A 23,518-nucleotide genomic window follows, 5' to 3' on the forward strand; every position below is an offset into this window, starting at 1 on the left:
GCTGTGCCCCTACATTTTTTTATCGGCAGCGGTGGATCCTTAATGAAACAGGCGACGTTTTATTTGCTCGACAACGCGGAACCGTCAGGCGCGCTCAGCGCCCATGAGGCCGTGGCCTGCGCCGTTGCCGCCAGCGGCTTCCGTTCCGGCAAGCGGGTGCTGATCGCCTGCGAGAGTCAGGAGCAGGCCCAGCGGCTGGACGAAGCGCTGTGGCAGCGCGAGCCGCATGAATTCGTGCCGCACAACCTGGCCGGCGAAGGGCCGCACTACGGCGCGCCGGTGGAACTGTGCTGGCCCGGCAAGCGCGGCAATGCCCCGCGCGATCTGCTGATCGCCCTGCTGCCGCAGTTTGCCGATTTTGCTACCGCTTTCCATGAAGTGGTAGACTTCGTTCCTTACGAAGACACTCTGAAACAGTTGGCGCGCGACCGTTACAAGGCCTATCGCAGCGTCGGCTTCCATTTGACCACGGCTACGCCGCCAACTCACTGAATACGATAAAGAATGGAAAAGACAAACAGTCAGCTCGACACCGCATACGACCCAAAACAGATCGAACAGAAGCTGTACGATCACTGGGAGAGTCAGGGTTACTTCAAGCCGAACGGCGACACCAGCCAGGAAAGCTTCTGCATCATGATCCCGCCGCCGAACGTCACCGGCAGCCTGCACATGGGCCACGCGTTCCAGCAGACCATCATGGACACCATGATTCGCTATCAGCGCATGCAGGGTAAAAACACCCTGTGGCAGGCGGGCACCGACCACGCCGGCATCGCCACCCAAATGGTGGTGGAGCGCAAGATCGCTGCGGAAGAAGGTAAAACCCGCCACGACTACGGCCGTGACGCGTTCATCGACAAAATCTGGCAGTGGAAGGCGGAATCCGGCGGCACCATCACCCGTCAGATGCGCCGTCTGGGCAACTCCGTGGACTGGGAGCGCGAGCGCTTCACCATGGACGAAGGCCTGTCGAACGCGGTGCGCGAAGTGTTTGTCCGTCTGCACAAAGAAGACCTGATCTACCGCGGCAAGCGCCTGGTGAACTGGGATCCGAAGCTGCGCACCGCCATCTCCGATCTGGAAGTGGAAAACCGCGAATCCAAAGGCTCCATGTGGCACCTGCGCTACCCGCTGGCCGACGGCGCGAAAACCGCCGAGGGCAAAGACTACCTGGTGGTCGCCACCACCCGTCCGGAAACCGTGCTGGGCGATACCGGCGTGGCGGTCAACCCGGAAGATCCGCGCTATAAAGACCTGATCGGCAAAGAGATCATTCTGCCGCTGGTCGGCCGCCGCATCCGCATCGTCGGCGACGAACACGCCGATATGGAAAAAGGCACCGGCTGCGTGAAGATCACCCCGGCGCACGATTTCAACGACTACGAAGTCGGCAAACGCCATGGCCTGCCGATGATCAACATTCTGACTTTCGACGGCGACATCCGTCAGGAAGCGGAAGTGTTCAACACCCTGGGCGAAGTCTGCACCGACTACTGCAACGAGATCCCGGCCGAGTTCCGCGGCCTGGAGCGTTTCGCGGCGCGTAAAGCGGTGGTTGCCGCCTTCGATCAGTTGGGCCTGCTGGACGAGATCAAACCGCACGACCTGACGGTGCCTTACGGCGACCGCGGCGGCGTGGTGATCGAGCCGATGCTGACCGACCAATGGTACGTGCGCACCGCGCCGCTGGCCAAAGTGGCGGTGGAAGCGGTCGAACAGGGCGACATCCAGTTCGTGCCGAAGCAGTACGAAAACATGTACTTCAGCTGGATGCGCGACATCCAGGACTGGTGCATCTCGCGTCAGCTGTGGTGGGGCCACCGCATCCCGGCCTGGTACGACGTGAACGGCAAAGTCTACGTGGGCCGCAGCGAAGAAGAAGTGCGCAGCGAGAACAACCTGGGCGCCGACGTGGTGCTGACCCAGGACGAAGACGTGCTGGACACCTGGTTCTCGTCCGGCCTGTGGACCTTCTCTACCCTGGGCTGGCCGGAGCAGACCGAGGCGCTGAAAACCTTCCACCCGACCAGCGTGATGGTCAGCGGCTTCGACATCATCTTCTTCTGGATCGCGCGCATGATCATGCTGACCATGCACTTCATCAAGGATGAAAACGGCAAGCCGCAGGTGCCGTTCAAGACCGTCTACATGACTGGCCTTATCCGCGACGACGAAGGCCAGAAGATGTCCAAGTCCAAAGGCAACGTGATCGATCCGCTGGACATGGTCGACGGCATCTCGCTGGAAGATCTGCTGGAAAAACGCACCGGCAACATGATGCAGCCGCAGCTGGCGGAGAAAATCCGCAAGCGCACCGAGAAACAGTTCCCGAACGGCATCGAGCCGCACGGCACCGACGCCCTGCGCTTCACCCTGGCGGCGCTGGCCTCGACCGGCCGCGACATCAACTGGGACATGAAGCGCCTGGAAGGCTACCGCAACTTCTGTAACAAGCTGTGGAACGCCAGCCGCTTCGTGCTGATGAACACCGAAGCGCACGACTGCGGCTTCAACGGCGGCGAGAAAGTGCTGTCGCTGGCGGATCGCTGGATCCTGGCCGAATTCAACCGCACGGTGAAAGCCTACCGCGAAGCGCTGGACACCTACCGCTTCGATCTGGCGGCCAACATCCTGTACGAATTCACCTGGAACCAGTTCTGCGACTGGTATCTGGAGCTGACCAAGCCGGTGGTGAGCAACGGCAGCGAAGCGGAACAGCGCGGCACCCGCCACACGCTGATCACCGTGCTGGAAGCGCTGCTGCGCCTGGCGCACCCGATCATTCCGTTCATCACCGAAACCATCTGGCAGCGCGTGAAGCCGCTGACCGGCACGACCGCAGACACCATCATGCTGCAGCCGTTCCCGGCCTACGACGCCGCGCTGGAAGACGAGCAGGCGCTGAACGATCTGGAGTGGATCAAGCAAACCATCATCGCCGTGCGCAACATCCGCGCCGAGATGAACATCGCGCCAAGCAAAGCGCTCGACGTGCTGCTGCGCAACTGCAGCGCCGACGCCCAGCGCCGCGTGCAGGAGAACCAGAGCTTTATCGCCCGTCTGGCGCGCCTGGAATCCATCGCGCTGCTGCCGGCCGGTGAGAAAGGCCCGGTCTCCGTCACCAAGCTGGTGGACGGCGCCGAGCTGCTGATCCCGATGGCCGGTTTCATCGACAAGGACGCCGAGATCGCGCGTCTGGCGAAAGAGATGGGCAAACTGGATGCGGAAATCGCCGCGATCGAAGGGAAGCTGGCGAACGAAGGCTTCGTGGCGCGCGCGCCGGAAGCGGTGGTCGCCAAAGAACGCGATCGCCTGGCGGCCTGCAAAGAAGGCAAAGTGAAGCTGCAGGAACAGCAGGCGACCATCGCCGCGCTGTAATCCGCCGGCTCACGCCAACGCCTGAAAAACAGCGGGGTCTTCCCCGCTGTTTTTTTATCGCCGTTGCATCCGGGCCGGGTTAGATGTTATTACAAGATATTACTGCTGCAGGGACGCCGCCGGGAAATAACCCCCGGCGCGTTTCGTGCTGCGATAAAAACGAAAAACGAACGTGGTCTCTTTCAATGGCGAGTGTAAACATGACAACAGCAACCCCGGCGCGCCTGCTGGTGCGCCCCATCACGGCGGAAGACAATGCCGCCATTGCTCACGTCATTCGCGAAGTCTCCGCCGAGCACGGCCTGACGGCGGATAAAGGCTATACCGTCTCCGATCCCAATCTGGACGCCCTGTATCAGCTCTACAGCCTGCCGCGCAGCGCTTACTGGGTGATCGAGGTGGACGGCCAGGTCGCCGGCGGCGGCGGCATCGCGCCGCTGCAGGGCGGCGCAGACGATATTTGCGAATTGCAGAAGATGTATTTCCTGCCGGTATTGCGCGGCAAGGGATTGGCGAAACGCCTGGCGCTGCAGGCGCTGGATTTCGCCCGCCGGCACGGCTTCCGCTGTTGTTACCTCGAGACCACCGCCAGCCTGACGCAGGCCGTCGCGCTGTACGAACACCTGGGCTTTGAACACATCGACCACGCGATGGGCGCCACCGGCCACGTCGATTGCGAAGTCACCATGCTGAAAACGCTGTAACCGTCCCGCCTCTCCATCAGGGCGCAGCTTGCTGCGCCATTTTATTAATATCGCAATCAATCAGTAAAACTCGCTATAACGCCGTTTTTCAAGCAGATAAACTGACGTTAAAAACCGCGATGTAAATTTAATGTGAAGTTCGTTAATGAATTAACGATCGCAAATTGACCGCTTGCGCCCCCGCGCTACTCTGCCAGTATCCCAATCGCGCACGGAGAGCTGTCATGTCGGAACATACCTTTGATTACATCATCGTCGGCGCCGGTTCCGCCGGCTGCGTGCTGGCGGCGCAGCTGATCCGCCGCACCCAGGCGCGGGTGCTGCTGCTGGAAGCCGGCGGCGACGACAATAACCTGTTTATCAAGATGCCGGCCGGCGTGGCCAAGATCATCGCCAAAAAGAGCTGGCCCTACGAAACGGAACCGGAACCGCACGCCAATAACCGCCGCATGCAGATCGCGCAGGGCAAAGTGCTGGGCGGCAGCAGCTCGGTCAACGGCATGATCTACCTGCGCGGCCAGCCGCAAGATTACGACGACTGGGCCGAGCGCTATGGCTGCGCCGGCTGGAGCTACCGGGAGGTGCTGCCCTACTTCAAACGCGCCGAGGCCAACGAAAGCCTGTCCGACGACTACCACGGCGCCGACGGGCTGCTGCCGGTCAGCGAAAACCGCTATCGCCATCCGCTGAGCATGGCGTTTATCCGCGCCGGCCAGGAGTTGAACCTGCCCTATCGCAACGACTTCAACGGCGACAGCCAGCACGGCGTCGGTTTCTACCAAACCACCACCCGCAACGGCGAACGCGCCAGCACCGCCCGCACCTACCTGAAGGCGGTGCGCGACGAACGGCGGCTGGTGGTGAAACTGAACGCCCTGGCGCACCGGCTGACCTTCGAGGGCAACGTCGCCACCGGTGTGGTTTACAGCCAGAACGGCGGCGCGGAAGTGACCGCGCGCGCCACCAAAGAAGTGATCGTCAGCGCCGGCGCGGTCGGTTCGCCGAAGCTGCTGATGTTGTCCGGCATCGGCCCGCGCGACCACCTGCAGCAGCTGGGCATCGAGGTGCGGGCGGATCTGCCGGTGGGTAAAAACTTCCACGACCACCTGCACATGTCGATCAACGTCAGCACCCGCGAGCCGATCAGCCTGTTCGGCGCCGATCGCGGCCTGCAGGCGCTGAGCCACGGTGCGCAGTGGCTGGCGTTTCGCAGCGGCGTGCTTTCGTCCAACGTGCTGGAAGGCGCCGCCTTCACCGACAGCCGGGGCGATGGCCGCACGGACGTACAGATCCACTTCCTGCCGATGCTCGACAGCTGGGACGACGTGCCCGGCGAGCCGCTGCCGAACATTCACGGCTTCACGCTCAAGGTCGGCTACCTGCAGCCGAAGGCGCGCGGCGAAGTGCTGCTGCGCAGCAGCAACCCGCGCGATCCGGTCAAGCTGCACGCCAACTACCTCGGCCACCCGGACGATCTGGCCGGCAGCGTGCGCGCGGTGAAGTTCGGTCTGGATTTCCTGCAAACCGCGGCGCTGAAGCCGCTGATCAAGGATCTGCTGATGCCGCAGCCGGAGTGGACGCGCGACGACGCACAGCTGGAAGCCTTCGTGCGCAACTTCTGCAAGACGGTGTATCACCCGGTGGGCAGCTGCCGCATGGGGCCGTCGCCGCAGGACGCGGTGACCGATCCGCAGCTGCGGGTGCACGGTTTTGAACGGCTGCGGGTGATCGACGGCTCAGTGATGCCGCAGCTCACCAGCGGCAATACCAATGCGCCGACCATTATGCTGGCGGAAAAGGCGGTGGATTTATTGCTGGGCGCGCCGCAGTAAGGACGCGCCTCAACGTCAGGCGGCGACGGGCACGCCGCTGTGAAAACGCAGCTCGCTGTCCGGCGACAGGATCAGTTCAGCCTCGAGGCGGCCGAAATGCGCCACCCGTTCGCTGATGTCGCCGCCGGCGATCTGTTCCGCCAGCGTCAGGTAGTCCTGATAGTGGCGCGCTTCGGATCGCAGCAGCGAGACGTAAAAGCGGTTCAGCTCATCGTCCAGGTGCGGCGCCAGTTTGGCGAAGCGTTCGCAGGATCGCGCTTCGATGTAGGCGCCGCAGATCAGTTTGTCGATCAGCGTCGCCGGATCGTGAGTGCGGATCTCGCGGATCATCCCCTTGGCGTAGCGGCTGGCGGTGATCTTGCGATACGGGATCCCGCGCGCCTGCATGATCTCCAGCACCTGCGAGAAATGATGCAGCTCTTCCTTGATCAGCAGCACCATGCGATCCGCCAGATCCTGGCCGTAGGCCGAGCCGTTTTTCGGCAGGATCTTGCGGGTGAACTGGCCCTGGCGGAACAATGTGTCGGGCGCGCCCTGCGCTTCGTGCAGAAACGCCTCGTAGGGCCGCAGCAGCGCCAACAGCGCGTCGCCGCTCTCTTTGTCCGCCACGTAGCGGCGGATCAGCCACATGCCGGTCTGCGCGGCTTTCAGCTCACACACCAGGTGGTCGGTCAGCAACAGCTGCAGGTTTTCCGGACGGCGCGCGGCGTCGATCCAGGCGTCGGGAGTTTCACAGTGCAGGAAGCTTAAAATCGGGGCTAGCAGGGATTGGTATGTCATGGCGTCATTGCCCTATGTATTTCAAGTTGCAGCCAGGCGGCCAGCTCACTCATCCCCAGGAGCTTACTCAGGTAAGTGACTGGGGTGAGAGAGTGCAGCCAACAACGCTGCAGCTTGAAAGACGACGGGGATATCAGGGGCCGGCGAGAGCCGGCCCACAGGCATTAATCGGAAAGGAATTAGTGGCGTTTGCCGTCGTCGTCTTCGTCGATGTAGTCGCCGTCTTCGTCATCCTCACCGTCTTCACCGTTCGGATCTTCAAAGTAGGTGCCCCAGCCGTCGTAGTTGACGCCGCAGCGCTCCGCCAGCGCCACCAGCTGCTCGACCTGAGCGTCGATCAGCTCGGCGTTCAGGCCGACTTCGCTGATCACGTCGCAGCACATCACCATCGAACCGTCTTCCACTTCCAGCTCTTCGGCGTCGGTCACTTCGTAGCCCAGCTTGAAGGCTTCAACGGCGGCCTGCTCCAGAACCTCAAATTTCTCGGCGGACAGATGGTGCTCGATGGTGTAGAGCGCGTCCGGATCGCTGCCGTCTTCCAGCAGCTCTTCGATGATCAGGCGGGTCTCTTCACGTTGTTCTTCCAGCAATTCGCGGTTTGCCATGCCTATATCCTCAAGTCAAATGGCCTTCATTCCTTCTATTTTCACACACCGCCGACATTGCTTCCACGATAAACGTGAAAGATTTCCTCACCGGGGTTGAAATTGAATATTCATACATATAAAGTGAATTTTAATTCAATTAAGCAATCAGGGAATCGGACTATGAGCACCGGCAATGCGTTCTACCAACGTCACTTTCTGAGGTTAATGGATTTCACCCCCGCCGAGCTGCAGGCGCTGCTGCGGCTTTCGGCCGATCTGAAGCAGGCCAAGAAGCAGGGGCGGGAACAGCGCCGGCTGCAGGGCAAAAACATTGCGCTCATCTTCGAAAAAGACTCGACCCGCACGCGATGCTCTTTCGAAGTTGCCGCATTCGATCAGGGCGCGCAGGTCACGTACCTCGGCCCGAGCGGCAGCCAGATCGGCCATAAAGAGTCGATGAAAGACACCGCCCGGGTGCTGGGCCGCCTGTACGACGGTATTCAGTACCGCGGCTACGGCCAGGCGCTGGTGGAAACCCTGGCGGAACACGCCGGCGTGCCGGTGTGGAACGGCCTGACCGACGAGTTCCACCCTACCCAATTGCTGGCGGATCTGCTCACCGTGCAGGAACACCTGCCGGGCAAGGCGCTGAACGAAGTGAAGCTGGCGTACGTCGGCGACGCGCGCAACAACATGGGCAACACGCTGCTGGAAGCCGCCGCGCTGGCGGGCATGGATCTGCGGCTGGTGGCGCCGAAGGCCTGTTGGCCGCAGCCGGAACTGGTGGCCGAATGCCAGGCGCTGGCGCAGCAAACCGGCGCGAAACTCACCCTGACCGAAGACATCGTCGAAGGGGTGCAAGACGCCGATTTCCTCTACACCGACGTGTGGGTGTCGATGGGCGAACCGAAGGAGACCTGGCAGGAGCGTATCGCGCTGCTGCGGCCGTATCAGGTCAACATGGCGATGCTGAAACTGACCGGCAACCCGAACGTGAAGTTCCTGCACTGCCTGCCGGCGTTCCATGACGACCAAACCACGCTCGGCAAGCAGATGGCGCAGCAGTACGACCTGCACGGCGGCATGGAAGTGACCGACGAGGTGTTCGAGTCGGCGCACAGCGTGGTGTTCGATCAGGCGGAAAACCGGCTGCACACCATCAAAGCGGTGCTGGTCGCCACGCTGAGCGAAACCCTCTGACAATCCCCCCCCCCTCCGCCCTGGCGCCCCCGGCCAGGGCGGCTAATATATTCCAGGAATATCAAATAGCGCATTGGCCTTTGCCCGCCGCGGACAAAGGTTCTACCGTGACAGGCCGACGGCGCCCGCGCCGTAAAAACCAACGATAACAAACCGTTCTCAGCGCCGCCTTGCGGCGCCTTCAGGGGATACACATCGATGAAAGCCAAACTCTTGCCGCTGTTCCTGCTCGCCGCCCTGCCCGCCGCCGCGTTAGCCGCCACGCCGCCGAATACGCTGGTGGTGGTGCAATCGCTGGATGACATCATCAGCCTCGATCCGGCGGAAGCCAACGAACTCTCCAGCATCCAGACGGTGCCCAGCCTGTACCAGCGCTTGGTGCAGGCGGATCGCGACGATCCGGCCAAGGTGGCGCCGGTGCTGGCGGAAAGCTGGCAGAGCGATGCGGCGGCCAAAACGCTGACGGTAAAACTGCGGCCGCAGGCGTCGTTCGCCTCCGGCAACCCGCTGACCGCCGACGACGTGATCTTCTCCTACAGCCGCGCGGTGAAAATGAACAAGTCGCCGGCGTTCATCCTCAACGTGCTCGGCTGGCAGCCGGACAACATCGACGCGCAGCTGAAGGAGATCGACGACCATACCGTGCAGCTGCGCTGGACGGCGGACGTCAGCCCGGCGGTGGCGCTGAATATCCTCTCGACGCCGATCGCCTCGATCGTCGACAGCAAAGCGGCGCTGGCCAACGTCAAAGACGGCGACTTCGGCAACGCCTGGCTGAAAATGCACTCCGCCGGCAGCGGCCCGTTCAAGATGCGCGTCTATCAGCCGCATCAGGCGATCGTGCTGGACGCCAACCCCACGACGCCGGGCGACAAGCCGCAGCTGAAAAACATCATCATCAAGAACGTGCCGGATCCGGCCACCCGCCGCCTGCTGGTCCAGCAGGGCGACGCCGATATCGCCCGCGAACTGGGCGCCGACCAGACCGACACGCTGAAGAACCAGCCGGGGGTTAAGGTGCTGGAGATCCCGTCCGCCGAGCAAAACTACCTGGTATTCAACACCGGCAACGGCGCCAATCCGCTGCTGAACAACCCGGCCTTCTGGGAGGCGGCGCGCTATCTGGTGGATTATCAGGGCATCACGAAGGATCTGCTGAAGGGACAATACTTCGTGCACCAGAGCTTCCTGCCGGTCGGGCTGCCGGGCGCGCTGGAGACCAACCCGTTCCGCTACGATCCGGCCAAGGCGAAAGCCATCCTGGCCAAGGCGGGCATCACCCACGCCGCCTTTACGCTGGACGTAGAGAACAAGCCGCCGTTCATCACCATCGCGCAGGCGCTGCAGGGCAGCTTCGCCGCCGCCGGCGTGAAGGTCGAGCTGCTGCCGGCCGCGGGCAGCCAGGTTTACTCCCGCGTGCGCGCCAGGCAGCATCAGGCGGCAATCCGCCTGTGGATCCCGGATTACTTCGACGCTCACTCCAACGCCAGCGCCTTTGCCTACAACGACGGCAAGAGCAGCACGGTGGCCGGGCTGAACGGCTGGCAGATCCCGCAGTTGAATAAGCAGACGCTGGCGGCGCTGGCCGAAGCCGATCCGGCCAAGCGCCGCGCGCTGTACACCGCCATGCAGCAGGAGCTGCAGCGCAGTTCGCCGTACGTATTTATCGATCAGGCCAAAACCGAAGTGGTGCTGCGCGACAACGTCAAAGGCTACCAGCAGGGGCTGAACGCCGACATGGTCTACTACGATCGCGTCAGCAAATAGCCCGCAGGCGGCCATCGCCGGCCAATCGATTGCGGGGCGGCAAAAAACGGCGTTTTAACGCTTGCAGTGGCGAAAAGCGCGAGTATAATGCGCCACAATTTGCCAGGAGAAAGCATGAAAAACGACGTTTGTTTTGTTAGCCGCAATCGACAAAACCGACTGCCTATCGGCGGCCAGCTGCCGTTGTTTCTCCTGTTGCTAAACCGATCGTTTCAAGCCCCTCATTGAGGGGCTTTTTTTTGCCTTAAAAAGTCCCGCGCCACGGGCACGCGTCGAGGAGGAGTGAAAAATGGCCAACCCGCTGTATCACAAACACATCATCTCTATTAACGATCTCAGCCGCGAGGATCTGGAGCTGGTGCTGCGCACCGCCGCCGGTCTGAAAGCCAACCCGCAGCCGGAGTTGTTGAAACACAAGGTGATCGCCAGCTGCTTCTTTGAAGCCTCGACCCGTACCCGCCTGTCGTTCGAAACCTCGATGCACCGCCTCGGCGCCTCGGTGGTCGGTTTCGCCGACGGCAGCAACACCTCGCTTGGCAAGAAAGGCGAAACCCTGGCCGACACCATCTCGGTGATCAGCACCTACGTGGACGCCATCGTGATGCGCCATCCACAGGAAGGCGCGGCGCGCATGGCCTCGGAGTTCTCCGGCAACGTGCCGGTGCTCAACGCCGGCGACGGCGCCAACCAGCACCCGACCCAGACCCTGCTGGATCTGTTCACCATCCAGGAAACCCAGGGGCGCCTGAGCAACCTCAGCATCGCTATGGTCGGCGATCTAAAGTACGGCCGCACCGTGCACTCGCTCACCCAGGCGCTGGCCAAATTCGAAGGCAACCGTTTCTACTTCATCGCCCCGGACGCGCTGGCGATGCCGGCCTACATCCTGAAAATGCTGGAAGAGAAAGGCATCGAGTACAGCCTGCACGGCAGCATTGAAGAAGTGGTGCCGGAGCTGGATATTCTCTACATGACCCGGGTGCAGAAAGAGCGCCTCGATCCGTCCGAGTACGCCAACGTGAAGGCGCAGTTCGTGCTGCGCGCCGCAGATCTGGCCGGCGCGCGCGCCAACCTCAAGGTGCTGCACCCGCTGCCGCGCATCGACGAGATCGCCACCGACGTGGATAAAACGCCGCACGCTTACTACTTCCAGCAGGCGGGCAACGGCATCTTCGCCCGTCAGGCGCTGCTGGCGCTGGTGCTCAACGCAGATTTGGCTCTTTAAGGGGGAACCGCCATGACTCACGACAACAAACTGCAGGTCGAAGCGATCAAATGCGGCACGGTGATCGACCACATTCCGGCGCAGATTGGTTTCAAGCTGCTGACGCTGTTCAAGCTGACCGCCACCGACCAGCGCATCACCATCGGCCTGAACCTGCCCTCCAACGAGCTGGGCCGCAAGGATCTGATCAAGATAGAGAACACCTTCCTGACCGAGCAGCAGGCCAACCAGTTGGCGATGTACGCGCCGAAGGCCACGGTAAACCGCATCGACAACTATGAAGTGGTGCGCAAGCTGACCCTCAGCCTGCCGGACCACATCGACGGCGTGCTGACCTGCCCGAACGGCAACTGCATCAGCCGCAGCGAGCCGGTGGCGTCGAGCTTCAGCGTCAAATCGCGCGACGGTGAAGTACACCTGAAGTGCCGCTACTGCGAAAAAGAGTTCGAGCATCAGGTGGTGCTGCAGGCGGACTAATCCCGGCATGGGCGCCGGGAGATGGCGCTGTTATTCTCCCGGTGACGCCCTATAATGGGTCCTCTGAAAATCACTCTACCCACGTTGCTACCCACCGAATTTTACGCTGCGGCCGACCGCGCGGCGGCGTGAAAGACAACGGGTTTATCAGGAGAAAACATGTCACGTAACATCAGCACTGAACTCGCCCCGGCAGCCATTGGTCCTTACGTGCAGGGCGTTGATCTGGGCAGCATGATCATCACTTCCGGCCAGATCCCGGTCGATCCGAAAACCGGCGCCGTCGCCGACGACGTCGCCGCTCAAGCGCGCCAGTCGCTGGAAAACGTCAAAGCGATCGTCGAAGCCGCCGGCCTGACCGTTGCCGACATCGTGAAAACCACCGTGTTCGTGAAAGACCTGAACGACTTCGCCACCGTCAACGCCGCGTACGAAGCCTTCTTCACCGAGCACAGCGCGCCGTTCCCGGCCCGTTCCTGCGTGGAAGTGGCGCGTCTGCCGAAAGACGTGAAGATCGAAATCGAAGCCATCGCCGTGCGTCGTTAATCGACGGTCACGCGCATCACGGCCAGTGCAGACTGGCCGTTTTTATTTCTGCTCTGCCCCGACAGCCTGCCGTCCCTGCGCCTTTAGCGCTCACCGCCGCCGCCTTTTCGCCCTATATTAAGGCGTCGTCACGCCAGACCTGCACCGCGAACGGGCGTTTTTCGCCGCGGCAGCCTCGCTCTGCGCCATTTTCGCCCGTTATCGCCTTGGCACGTTTTATGCTCGATTGATTGACAGCCTGCAATGTCGACGAGGTGACGATGCTGAATATCAATCTTTCCGCTTCACCGTTTTTTGATGAGATGCTTCTGGCTGAGGGAAAACACCGTGGCCACTACGACGCCTACTGGCAATGGCTGCAGCAGGCCGATCACCAGGCCGTGCAACGCAAGCGGGAAGAGGCTGCGCTGCTGTTTCACCGGGTGGGCATCACCTTCAACGTCTACGGCGACGATGACGGCGCCGAGCGGTTGATCCCGTTCGACAGCGTGCCGCGCATTATTCCGGCCGCCGAATGGGCGATGCTCGATCGCGGCATTCGCCAGCGCGTACAGGCGCTCAATGCCTTCCTGCATGACATTTACCACCAGCAGCATATTCTGAAGGCCGGCCTCATTCCGGCGGAGCAGGTGCTGGCCAACGATCAGTATCAACCCTGTATGCAAGGCGTTGATCTGCATCGCGATATCTATGCGCATATCGTCGGCGTGGACATGGTCCGCAACAGCGACGGCCAATACTACGTGCTGGAAGATAACTTGCGCACCCCGTCCGGCGTCTCTTACATGCTGGAAAACCGCAAAATGATGATGCGTCTCTATCCGGAACTGTTCGCCCGGCAACGCATCGCGCCGGTGGAGCGCTACCCGTCGCACCTGCTGCAAACGCTGCGCGAAAGCTCGCCCATCAACGATCCCACCGTGGTGGTGCTGACGCCGGGCCGCTTCAACAGCGCCTATTTTGAGCACAGTTTCCTGGCGCAGCAGATGGGGGTGGAGCTGGTCGAAAGCGCCGATCTGTTCGTCAAGGACGGCGCGGTCTTCATGCGCACCACCGCCGGGCCGTGCAAAGTGGACGTGATCTATCGTCGGGTGGACGACGCCTTCCTCGATCCGCTGGCGTTTCGGCCGGACTCGATGCTCGGCGTACCGGGGCTGCTGTCGGTGTATCGCGCCGGCAATGTGGTGCTGGCCAACGCCATCGGCACCGGCGTGGCCGACGACAAATCGATCTACCCCTACGTGCCGGATATGGTGCGCTTCTACCTGCAAGAGGAACCGATCCTCAACAACGTGCCAACCTGGCAGTGCCGACATAAAAACGAACTGTCGTATGTGCTGGCCAACCTCGAACAGATGGTCGTGAAAGAGGTGCACGGCGCCGGCGGCTACGGCATGTTGATCGGCCCCACGGCGAGCAAGGACGAGCTCGCCCGCTTCCGCGCTCTGCTGCTGTCTCGCCCGCAGAATTACATTGCGCAAAACACGCTGGCGCTGTCCACCTGCCCGACCTTCGTCAACGATGGTCTGGCGCCGCGGCATATCGATCTGCGGCCGTTCGCCCTCAGCGGCGCGGAGATCCGCCTGGTACCCGGCGGCCTGACCCGGGTGGCGTTGGCGGAAGGTTCGCTGGTGGTGAACTCGTCGCAGGGCGGCGGCACCAAGGACACCTGGGTATTGGAGGACGACCTATGCTGAGCCGCACCGCCAGTGAACTCTATTGGATGGCCCGCTATCTGGAGCGGGCGGAAAGCATCGCCCGGGTGCTGGACGTCACCAACAAGCTGTCGATGATGCCGATCCGCGACGGCGGCGATCAGGATCTGCAGGTGCCGCTCAACCTGACCGGCACCGGCCAGCTGTATGCCGCCGCCTACCCGGAACTGACGATGCCCAATCTGGTCAGTTTCTTCGCGCTCGACAACCGTAACCACAGCAGCATCTTCAGCTGCCTGCAAATGGGCTGGAACAACGCCCACGCGGTGCGCGGCAGCCTGTCATCCGAAGTCTGGGAGTGCATCAACGCCACCTGGATAGAGATGAAACTGATCCGCCGCCAGGGCATCGGCTCGGTGGGCGCCGATGCCTTCTTCGACTGGGTGAAGGAGCGCGCCCATCTGTTTCGCGGCGCCATGTTCGGCACGCTGCTGCGCAGCGACGCCATGCGCTTTATCCGTCTCGGCACCCTGCTGGAGCGGGCCGACGGCACCGCCCGTCTGCTGGAGGTGAAGAACACGCTGATGGACATCGACGGCGACCCGGTGCGCGAATATTACCGCATGGACACGCTGCTGCGGGCGGTGAGCGCGCGCGAAGCCTACCACAGCATCTACAAGCAGCCGTTGAGCCGCGAGACCATCGCCGAACTGATGATTCTGCGCAATGAAATCCCGCGTTCACTGCTGGCCTGCGTCGGCGACATGGTGCAGCAATTGGAACTGATCGGCGGCGGCGCCAACCAACCGCGACGTCTGGCGCACACCCTGCATGCCGAGCTGCGCTTCAGCAGCATGAAGGACCTGAACAAGATCGGCCTGGGCGAGTGGTTGAGCGCCTTTCTCGGCCAGGTGAACGGCATCGCCGAAAGCATCCATCACACTTATCTGGAGGCGCAATGAAACTGAATATTGAGCACAACACCCATTATCGCTACGCCCAGCCGGTGCAGCGCAGCACCCAATATCTGCGGTTGACGCCGCAGGATTCGCCGCATCAGCGCATCCTCTCCTGGCAACTGTCGTTGCCGGATGACGCGGTGCGCACCACCGACGCCTTCGGCAACGTACTGCACGTGCTGACGCTTGATGAACCGCATCAGGCCATCACCATTCGGGTGCTCGGGGAAGTGGAGATTGAAGACGGCGTCGAAGATCGGGCGCTCGGGCACCTGTCGCCGCTGGTATTTCTGCGCCATAGCCCGCTGACCCAACCCGATGACGCCATTCAGGCCTTCGCCCTGCGTTATCATCAACCGCAGGCGGTGCTGAGCGGCCTGGAACATCTGATGGGCGAACTGCTGCTGAAAATGCCTTACAGCCCTGGCTCCACGCGCGTGACCGACAGCGCCGCCGAGGCTTTCGCCGCCGGCAGCGGCGTGTGTCAGGATCATACGCATGTCTTCCTGAGCTGCTGCCGCAGCCTGAACATCCCGGCGCGCTACGTCAGCGGCTACCTGTACAGCGAAGACTCGACCCATGTCGCCACCCATGCCTGGGCGGAAGTGTGGGTGGAGGAACGCTGGCACAGCTTCGACGTGACCAACAATACGCGCATGCCGAATCAGCACCTTAAGCTGGCGGTCGGCATCGATTATCTGGACGCCTGCCCGGTGCGCGGCATGCGATTGGGCGGCGGCTGCGAAGACATGAGCGCCATCGCCGCCGTACAAATGATGCCAACCGGCCAGTAGCCGCTTGCCGATGGAAAACGTTTCGGGCACGCTGCGCGTTGGCGGCGTGCCGGTCTTGTTTTGAGGGATTGTAGTATGACCTACTGTGTGGCCATGCGTTTGTCGTCCGGGCTGGTCTTTGCGTCCGATTCGCGCACCAACGCCGGGGTGGACCATATTTCCACCTTCCGCAAACTGCACGTGTTCCAACAGGACGGCGATCGCACGCTGGTGCTGCAAAGCGCCGGCAACCTGGCGACCACCCAGAGCATCATCAGTTTGCTGTTGCACCGCAGCAAGGACGCCGAACGCCCCAACCTGCTCAACGCTCCCAGCCTCTACGACGCCGCCACGCTGGTGGGGGAAACGGTGCGCGAGGTGATCCAGCGCGACAGCGAGGCGCAGCAAAGCGGCAGCACCACCGATTTCAGCTGCAACCTGCTGCTCGGCGGCCAAATTAGCGGGGAAGAGATGCGGCTGTTCCATATCTACCCGCAAGGCAACTTTATCGAAGCCACCCGCGACACGCCCTATTTTCAGATAGGCGAAAGCAAATACGGCAAACCGATCATCGACCGGGTGCTGCACTACGACACGCCGCTGGAACAAGCGATGCAATGCGCGCTGATTTCACTGGATTCGACCCTGCGCAGCAACCTGTCCGTCGGGCTGCCGCTCGACGTGATGATCTACCCGCGCGACAGCTTCAGCCATGCCCGGCAATACCGCATTACCGAAGACCATCCGTACTTCAGCGCCATCCGTAAAGGCTGGGGCGAAGGGCTGGTCAGCATTTTTACCCAGTTGCCGCCGCTGCAGCTGTAGGGATCCGGGCTCACACGAGCCCGTCCGCCTCATTGCACCTGCAACCCCCGCAGCAACGCCTCCAGCGGGTACACCGCCGCAATCACCACTTCGTCTCGCGTCTGCGCCGCCGCATCCAGCCGGCGCTGCGCTTGTTCTGCCTCGGTTCGGCTCAGCGGTTTATCCTGCTGATACCGCTCCAGCAGCGTTAACCCCAATGCGGCCAGGGCATCGACGTCCTGCGCCACCGGCGCCAGCTCCCGCAGCGTGCGGTTGCCCGCGATCGCCGTCTGCAGCGCCGCGCCGTTCGCCTGCCAGCGCTGCAGCCGTTCGCGCAGCGCCTGCGCCGCCGCCTTATCGCGCTTATCCTTCAGCAGAGCCGCGACCTGCGCATGCATGTCGCGCACCGCCTCGCTCTCCGGCGGCAGCGCATCGGCAAAGCGGTTCAGCGGTTCGAACTGGTGATAGTTGCCGGCCTGGAACTTCAGGTGCTGGCGGGTGTAATACTGCGCCGGTTCCACCGCCTCGGCCAGGATCTGCAGCGGCATGATCTGCACGCTGTTGCTCAGCCGGGTGAATTCGCGCGCCGTTTCCGCGTGCTGCTGCAGGCCGACCGACACCACCGACCAGGCGTCGATCGCCGCCAGCCGCCGGTACATGTTGCTTTCGTCGGTGACGTCCTGCGCCGACCACAGCCGCTCCGCTACCGCAAAGGCGCGCGGCCACAGCTTGAGATCGATCAGCGGCGCACGCACGTTTTCCGCCCACAGCGCCGCTTCCCCGCCGAGGATCTTGGCCTGCCCCTTCTCATCCGGCACCACCGGCATCTTGCCCGCCGGCGCCGCCGCCAGTTTCTCGCCCTGGGTGGGGTAACGCACGTTGCCGACCAGCGTATAGCCGCTGAGCTTGTCCTGTTGCAGCGTAAACACCGGCCGCGTGTCGCCCATCCAGGTATCGACGCGGAACGTCACCTGCTGCGGCGTGCGCCAGACGATATCGTGCACCGCGCGGCGCGATTTGCCGTTGAAATCGATAAAGCCGCGCCAGCCCTGCTTGCCCTCGATTAACGTGAAACTGCCCTCCACCGCGCTGCCCTTCAGGCGCGGCATGCTGAAACGCCAGCTTTGCGCCTGCTCGCCGGGTTGCACCGCCGTTTCGACCCCCAGCGGCTGCGGCAGAATTTCATTGCGGTAGTGATAGGCGGTGCTTTGCGGCTGATCGAGATAGAAACCGGTGGAGAGAATGCCCTGATAGCCATCCTGCGCGCTGGCACCCAGCGAGTCTTGCCCCTGCCAGGACTGAATGACGATCGAACGCGGCAGCGACGGATGATAGATCTCGTCCCAGCCGACCATCTGCCGCTGGTGCTTCTCGAGGACTTTTTCCAGCTTCTGGTTGAAGTAGGCCTGCAGCGCATGGGTATCCGCCAGCCCGTTCTGCTGCATAAACGCCTGAATCGACGGCGACGCTCGCCACTGGCTGGCGTCCACTTCGTCGCCGCCGATGTGCAGATAAGGATCGGGGAAAATCGCCGCCAGCTCGCCGACGATCGTATCGACAAACTGATACACCTCGTCGCGGGTCGGATCGAGCGTCGGCTTATGCACGCCCCACTCGCGCTCCATGCGATACGGCCCCGGCGCGCTCATCAGGTCGGGATAGGCCACCGCGATGCTGGAGGCGTGCCCCGGCATGTCGATCTCCGGCACCACGCGAATGCCGCGCGCCGTGGCGTAAGCCACCACCTGCCGCATTTGCTCACGGGTGTAGAACTGGCCGTCGCTGGCCTGCTGCTGCAATTTGGGGTAATGCTCGGAGGCAAAGCGCCAGCCCTGATCGTCAGTCAGGTGCCAGTGGAATACGTTGAGCTTGGCCGCCGCCATGCCGTCGAGCTGGCGCAGAATGTCCGGCAGCGGCAGGAAATGGCGCGCCGAATCCAGCAGCACGCCGCGCCACGGAAAACGCGGCACGTCGCGAATATCCACCAATGGCAGGAAAGTGTTTTGCCCATCGGTCTGCAGCAGCTGCAGCAGGGTCTCCATGCCGCGCAGCGCGCCGAAGCGGGTGTTGGCGGTCAGCGTGGCGCCCTGCGGCGTGACCGCCAGCCGGTAACTCTCATCGCTGCCCGGCAGCGGCTGCGCCGCCACCCGATCCTTGATCACCACCTTGATCGCCGCGCCGTTTGCTTCTTCCCTCGGCGCCAGCGTCCAGCCGGTCTGCAGTTCGATGCGCTGGCGCCAGCGCGGCAGCGCGTCACCCAAATCATCGCCCTGGAGGCTTAACGACAGCCGGTGATCCAAAATCAGTTTGCCCGCCGGTTGCGTCACTTCCACCTGCTGCGGCCAGGGCATCAGCGGCAAATCACCCGCCGGCTGCGCCAGCGCGCCGCAAGAAAACCATAACGATGAAGCCAGTAGCGTATAACGGAAAGGTCTGTGCATCGGAAATTCCTCAGAGGAAAAAAACAAAATATCCCCAATGAATTTCAAACCACCGCTAGGCGATAAACAACAACGCGGTGGCTTGAAAGGCGCAGGGGAAAACAGCCAACGCTGTAGATAAAGACTCAGCACAGAACAGATGTCCAACCGTTGCGGTGAAAAAGCGGACGGGATCACAGTTGCCCCCTCCCGGCCGGAGGGGGCGAACGGGTTATTGCCAGCCGTAGCGGCGCACGAACCAGCCTTTCACGCACTGGGTCAGCACCATGTAACCGGCGAGGATCAGCACCAGCCACGGGAAGTAACCGAGCGGCAACGCCTGCAGCTGCAGGAAGCCGGCCAGCGGCGAGAACACCAGGCCGATGCCGGTGGCGATCACCGCCAGCGTCATGATGCACAGCGGCCAGGACGGGCGGCTCTGGATAAACGGAATTTTGCGCGTGCGGATCATGTGCACGATCAGCGTCTGTGACAGCAGCCCTTCCACAAACCAGCCGGACTGGAACAGCGTCTGCATTTCCGGCGTGTTGGCCTTGAATACCCACCACATCAGGCTGAAGGTCAGCACGTCGAAGATCGAACTGATCGGCCCAAAGAACACCATAAACCGCCCTAAATCGGCGGAGTTCCAGCGCTGCGGCTGGGTGATCTGATCGTCGTCGACGTTATCGAACGGGATGGCGATCTGCGAGATGTCGTACATCAGGTTCTGAATCAACAGATGCAGCGGCAACATCGGCAGAAACGGCAGGAAGGCGCTGGCGATCAGCACGCTGAACACGTTGCCGAAGTTGGAGCTGGCGGTCATCTTGATGTATTTCAGCATGTTGGCGAAGGTGCGGCGCCCTTCGATCACCCCCTGCTCCAGCACCATCAGGCTTTTTTCCAGCAGGATGATGTCCGCCGCTTCCTTGGCGATGTCCACCGCCGAATCGACGGAGATGCCGATATCGGCCGCGCGCAGCGCCGGCGCGTCATTGATGCCGTCGCCCATAAAGCCCACCACGTGCCCCTGGCGGCGCAGCAGTTTGACGATGCGCTCCTTGTGCAGCGGCGTCAACTTGGCGAACACCGTGGTGCGCGCCGCCGCCTGCGCCAGCTGCTCGTCGTCCATCTGCTCGATCTCGCTGCCGCGCAGCAAATGATCGGCCTCGAGCCCGACGTCATGGCACACTTTGGCGGCCACCAGCTCGTTGTCGCCGGTGAGGATCTTCACCGTGACGCCGTTCTGTTTCAGCGCCGCCAGCGCCGGCGCGGTGCTTTCCTTCGGCGGATCGAGGAAGGCGACGTAGCCTTCGAGGATCAGATCCGACTCGTCCGCCACGCCGTATTCATGGGTTTGCGCCGGCAGGATCTTGTTGGCCACCGCCACCACCCGCAGCCCCTGCTGGTTGAGATCGTCGGTGATGCGGCGGATCCTCGCCAGCAGCGCCTCGCTCAGCGGGATCACCTCGTCTTCGTGGCGCACGTGGCTGCAAATCGCCAGCATCTCTTCCAGCGCGCCCTTGCACACCAGCTCGTGATACTCGTTGTCTTTGGCCACCACCACCGACATGCGGCGGCGCACGAAGTCGAACGGGATCTCATCCACCTTGCGGTAGTTTTGCAGCGCCTGCGGCTGCTGATTTTGCTCCGCGCAGCTCAGCACCGCCACGTCGAGCAGGTTTTTCAGCCCAGTCTGGTAGAAGCTGTTCAGCCAGGCGTAGCGCAGCACCCGCTCGCTGCCGGCGCCGAACGCATCGGTGTGGCGCTCCAGCACGATCTTGTCCTGGGTCAGGGTGCCGGTCTTGTCGGTGCACAGAATGTCCATCGCGCCGAAGTTCTGGATGGCGTCCAGCCGTTTGACGATCACCTTCTGACGCGACAGCTTCACCGCCCCTTTGGCCAGCGTCGAGGTGACGATCATCGGCAGCATCTCCGGCGTCAGCCCGACCGCCACCGAAAGCGCGAACAGCGCCGCCTCCCACCAGTCGCCCTTGGTGTAGCCGTTGATCAGCAGCACGATCGGCGTCATCACCAGCATAAAACGGATCAGCAGCCAGCTGACCTTGCTGATGCCGCTCTGGAAGGCGTTCGGCTGCTCATCCTGGCTGGTGACGCGCTGCGCCAGCTGGCCGAAATAGGTGCCGCCGCCGGTGCCGATCACCATCGCCAGCGCGGTGCCGCTGACCACGTTGGTGCCCATGAAGCACAGGTTCTGGCAGTCGAGCGGATCGGCCGCCGGCAACTGCGGCGCGGCGGATTTTTCCACCGGCAGCGATTCGCCGGTCAGCGCCGCCTGGCTGATGAACAGATCCTTGGCCGACAGCACGCGCAGATCCGCCGGGATCATGTCGCCGGCCGCCAGTTTGATGATATCGCCCGGCACCAGCTGCGCGATCGGCAGCTCCACGTGCTCGCTCCTGCCGGTGAGCGCATCGCTGCGGATCACCGTGGCGGTGTTGCTCACCATGGCCTTCAGCGCGTCGGCCGCCCGGTTGGATCGCGCCTCCTGGATGAAATTCAGCAGCGTGGAGATCAGCACCATCAGCGCGATCACCAAGGCGCCGGTGAGATCCTCGGTGGCGTAAGAGATCATGCCGAGCGCGGTCAGCAGCAGGTTGAACGGGTTGCGGTAGCAGTGCCAGAGGTGTTGCCACCAGGCCTCTTTCTGCTGATCGTCGATGACGTTCTCGCCGCAGCGCTGGCGCACCTGTTCCGCCTCATGGGCGGTGATGCCTTCCGGGTGGCTGTGAAAACGCTCAAAGAGCTGCATCGTTTCTGCGGCGGCGCATTCCAGCCGCTGCTGCGCCAGGCCGGCCGGCATGTCGCGCGCAGCGCCGCCGACGCTGTCCAGCAGGCTGTCGCGGCGCACCAAACGGCGCGGGAGGCCGCGGGCGAACAGGCCCAGCAGCTGACGGGGGAGTTTTTTCAGTTTCATGGGTCGCACCTCGTCGCCCGGTGCCTCACGGCAGCGGGTAAACGGGGATCGTCATCGGCCGGGCGGATGGCGGGTGCGCCAAAAAGCCTCTGCCAACGCAGATCCTTATTCTTTTTTTCAGCAGCAGGAGCGAACGACGAAGCGCGCGCTACCGGTTACCGTGATGTACTTCACCGGTAAAACAGCAGCGCCAGGCGGAGAGGTTTTACCGGAGAACCGAGTGAGTGTCTAAAGCAGTCGGGTCGGGGTCCATATGGGGAATAACCTCCGGTAAAGGGAAAAACAGAGCGGCAGGAGCGGCCGTTCATCGCAATGTCACAATCCCGTTTTGCATCAAGATCCGCGTCGGAAAATGAGCTATGCTGACGGGCATTGTTTTACAGGCCTTTATGTTACGCCTGTCCACCTCAACGAAAAGTAAACCATGCAAAACCGGCTGACCATCAAGGACATCGCGCGCCTGAGCGGCGTAGGCAAATCCACCGTCTCACGCGTGCTGAACAATGAAGGCAGCGTGAGCCCGCAAACCCGTGAACGGGTGGAAGCGGTGATCCGTCAGCAAGGGTTTACCCCCTCCAAGTCGGCGCGCGCCATGCGCGGCCAAAGCGACAAAGTGGTGGGCATCATCGTTTCCCGTCTCGACTCGCCGTCGGAAAACCAGGCGGTGCGCACCATGCTGCCGCTGCTGTATCAGCAAGGCTTCGATCCGATCGTGATGGAGAGCCAGTTCGAAACCCGCCTGGTGCAGGAGCATCTGCACGTACTGCATCAGCGCAACGTCGACGGCGTGATCCTGTTCGGCTTCACCGGCCTGACCGCGGCGATGCTCAAGCCGTGGCAGGAAAAAATGGTGGTGATGGTGCGCGAATACGACGGCTTCTCGTCCGTCTGCTACGACGACGCCGGCGCGGTGAACCTGTTGATGGATCGCCTGTATCAGCAAGGGCATCGGCATATCGGCTATCTGGGGGTGCAGCTCAGCGACGCCACCACCGGCCAGCGCCGCTATCAGGCCTATCTCGACGCCTGTGAACGCCTCACGCTCACGCCGCGCGCCACGCTGGGCGAACTGAGCTACCAGAGCGGTTTCCAGCACGCCGCCGAAGTGATTGACGCGCACACCAGCGCGCTGATTTGCGCCTCCGACAGCATCGCCCTGGGGGCGATCAAATACCTGCAACAACAGCCGACGCGCGCCATCCAGGTATGCGCCATCGGCAACACCCCGCTGCTCAGCTTCCTGTTCCCCGACACCCTGTCGGTGGAGTTCGGCTACGGCAGCGCCGGCCTGCTGGCCGCGCAGCAGTTGCTGTCGCAGCTCAGCGGCGAGCAGGGGATCCGCCGCCTGGTGGTGCCCAGCAAACTTTCCTGACGATCTGCTTAGAAGTTGACCATTTTTTGTCATTTTGTGATCCTCGCCCCAAACCGGGAACGTTCCCATTTCATTCAAAATGCTGAGTGGCTAAG

At 62.4% G+C, this 23,518-nt stretch carries 18 protein-coding genes; 14 read left to right on the forward strand and 4 right to left on the reverse strand.

The annotated features are described in order from the left end of the window. The first annotated feature begins 42 nt into the window (after window positions 1-42). From H7A77_RS07580 to H7A77_RS07595, 4 genes are all read left to right on the forward strand, one after another. Window positions 43-492, forward strand: a complete 450-nt coding sequence (locus H7A77_RS07580) for a DNA polymerase III subunit chi (protein ID WP_025305119.1) — start codon at window positions 43-45, stop codon at window positions 490-492. Between the two features lie 12 nt (window positions 493-504). Continuing rightward, window positions 505-3,381: a valine--tRNA ligase gene (locus H7A77_RS07585; protein WP_170852959.1), complete on the forward strand. Its 2,877-nt coding sequence runs from the start codon at window positions 505-507 to the stop codon at window positions 3,379-3,381. A gap of 200 nt (window positions 3,382-3,581) precedes the next feature. Beyond that, on the forward strand, window positions 3,582-4,085 hold the full coding sequence (locus H7A77_RS07590; protein ID WP_033636872.1) for a GNAT family N-acetyltransferase: 504 nt from the start codon (window positions 3,582-3,584) through the stop codon (window positions 4,083-4,085). A gap of 224 nt (window positions 4,086-4,309) precedes the next feature. Next, window positions 4,310-5,917 (forward strand): GMC family oxidoreductase, encoded by a 1,608-nt coding sequence (locus H7A77_RS07595; protein ID WP_182074014.1) that lies wholly within the window; start codon window positions 4,310-4,312, stop codon window positions 5,915-5,917. 15 nt (window positions 5,918-5,932) lie between these two features. Here H7A77_RS07595 and miaE read toward each other — a convergent pair whose 3' ends face one another. Both miaE and rraB read right to left on the reverse strand, forming a co-directional pair. Further along, a complete protein-coding gene (miaE, locus tag H7A77_RS07600; protein ID WP_042783574.1) occupies window positions 5,933-6,697 on the reverse strand; it encodes a tRNA isopentenyl-2-thiomethyl-A-37 hydroxylase MiaE in 765 nt (254 codons plus the stop codon). A gap of 179 nt (window positions 6,698-6,876) precedes the next feature. Then, complete coding sequence (gene rraB / locus H7A77_RS07605; RefSeq protein WP_025305115.1) at window positions 6,877-7,302, reverse strand: ribonuclease E inhibitor RraB; 426 nt, start codon at window positions 7,300-7,302, stop codon at window positions 6,877-6,879. 162 nt (window positions 7,303-7,464) lie between these two features. Here rraB and argF point away from each other — a divergent pair, with 162 nt between their 5' ends. From argF to H7A77_RS07650, 9 genes are all read left to right on the forward strand, one after another. Further along, window positions 7,465-8,484, forward strand: coding sequence for an ornithine carbamoyltransferase (gene argF / locus H7A77_RS07610; protein WP_182074015.1), 1,020 nt, complete (start codon window positions 7,465-7,467; stop codon window positions 8,482-8,484). Window positions 8,485-8,682: 198 nt separating this feature from the next. Beyond that, entirely contained in the window at window positions 8,683-10,251 is a 1,569-nt protein-coding gene (locus H7A77_RS07615; RefSeq protein WP_182074016.1) for an ABC transporter substrate-binding protein, read from the forward strand. Window positions 10,252-10,540: 289 nt separating this feature from the next. Beyond that, entirely contained in the window at window positions 10,541-11,476 is a 936-nt protein-coding gene (gene pyrB, locus H7A77_RS07620) for an aspartate carbamoyltransferase (RefSeq protein WP_004933375.1), read from the forward strand. A gap of 12 nt (window positions 11,477-11,488) precedes the next feature. Then, complete coding sequence (gene pyrI / locus H7A77_RS07625; RefSeq protein ID WP_033641690.1) at window positions 11,489-11,953, forward strand: aspartate carbamoyltransferase regulatory subunit; 465 nt, start codon at window positions 11,489-11,491, stop codon at window positions 11,951-11,953. Between the two features lie 159 nt (window positions 11,954-12,112). Next, entirely contained in the window at window positions 12,113-12,499 is a 387-nt protein-coding gene (gene ridA / locus H7A77_RS07630; protein WP_033651447.1) for a 2-iminobutanoate/2-iminopropanoate deaminase, read from the forward strand. 260 nt (window positions 12,500-12,759) lie between these two features. Continuing rightward, entirely contained in the window at window positions 12,760-14,196 is a 1,437-nt protein-coding gene (locus H7A77_RS07635; RefSeq protein ID WP_004933380.1) for a circularly permuted type 2 ATP-grasp protein, read from the forward strand. Then, window positions 14,190-15,116 (forward strand): alpha-E domain-containing protein, encoded by a 927-nt coding sequence (locus H7A77_RS07640; RefSeq protein WP_004933382.1) that lies wholly within the window; start codon window positions 14,190-14,192, stop codon window positions 15,114-15,116. Before H7A77_RS07635 ends, H7A77_RS07640 begins: the two co-directional genes overlap by 7 nt. Next, entirely contained in the window at window positions 15,113-15,907 is a 795-nt protein-coding gene (locus H7A77_RS07645; protein ID WP_004933384.1) for a transglutaminase family protein, read from the forward strand. Before H7A77_RS07640 ends, H7A77_RS07645 begins: the two co-directional genes overlap by 4 nt. Before the next feature lie 75 nt (window positions 15,908-15,982). After that, complete coding sequence (locus tag H7A77_RS07650; RefSeq protein WP_015376453.1) at window positions 15,983-16,711, forward strand: proteasome-type protease; 729 nt, start codon at window positions 15,983-15,985, stop codon at window positions 16,709-16,711. Window positions 16,712-16,740: 29 nt separating this feature from the next. On the opposite strand, the gene H7A77_RS07655 is transcribed toward H7A77_RS07650, so the two are convergent. After that, window positions 16,741-19,131: a beta-N-acetylhexosaminidase gene (locus H7A77_RS07655; RefSeq protein WP_182074017.1), complete on the reverse strand. Its 2,391-nt coding sequence runs from the start codon at window positions 19,129-19,131 to the stop codon at window positions 16,741-16,743. A 211-nt stretch (window positions 19,132-19,342) separates the two neighbouring features. Then, window positions 19,343-22,051, reverse strand: a complete 2,709-nt coding sequence (gene mgtA, locus H7A77_RS07660; RefSeq protein WP_182074018.1) for a magnesium-translocating P-type ATPase — start codon at window positions 22,049-22,051, stop codon at window positions 19,343-19,345. Between the two features lie 424 nt (window positions 22,052-22,475). On the opposite strand from mgtA, the gene treR reads away from it, so the two are divergent. Continuing rightward, window positions 22,476-23,423, forward strand: a complete 948-nt coding sequence (gene treR / locus H7A77_RS07665; RefSeq protein WP_182074019.1) for a trehalose operon repressor TreR — start codon at window positions 22,476-22,478, stop codon at window positions 23,421-23,423. The last annotated feature ends 95 nt before the right edge of the window (window positions 23,424-23,518 follow it).

It is taken from the genome of Serratia sp. ME47 (assembly GCF_903970925.1).
Lineage (GTDB): Bacteria > Pseudomonadota > Gammaproteobacteria > Enterobacterales > Enterobacteriaceae > Serratia > Serratia ureilytica.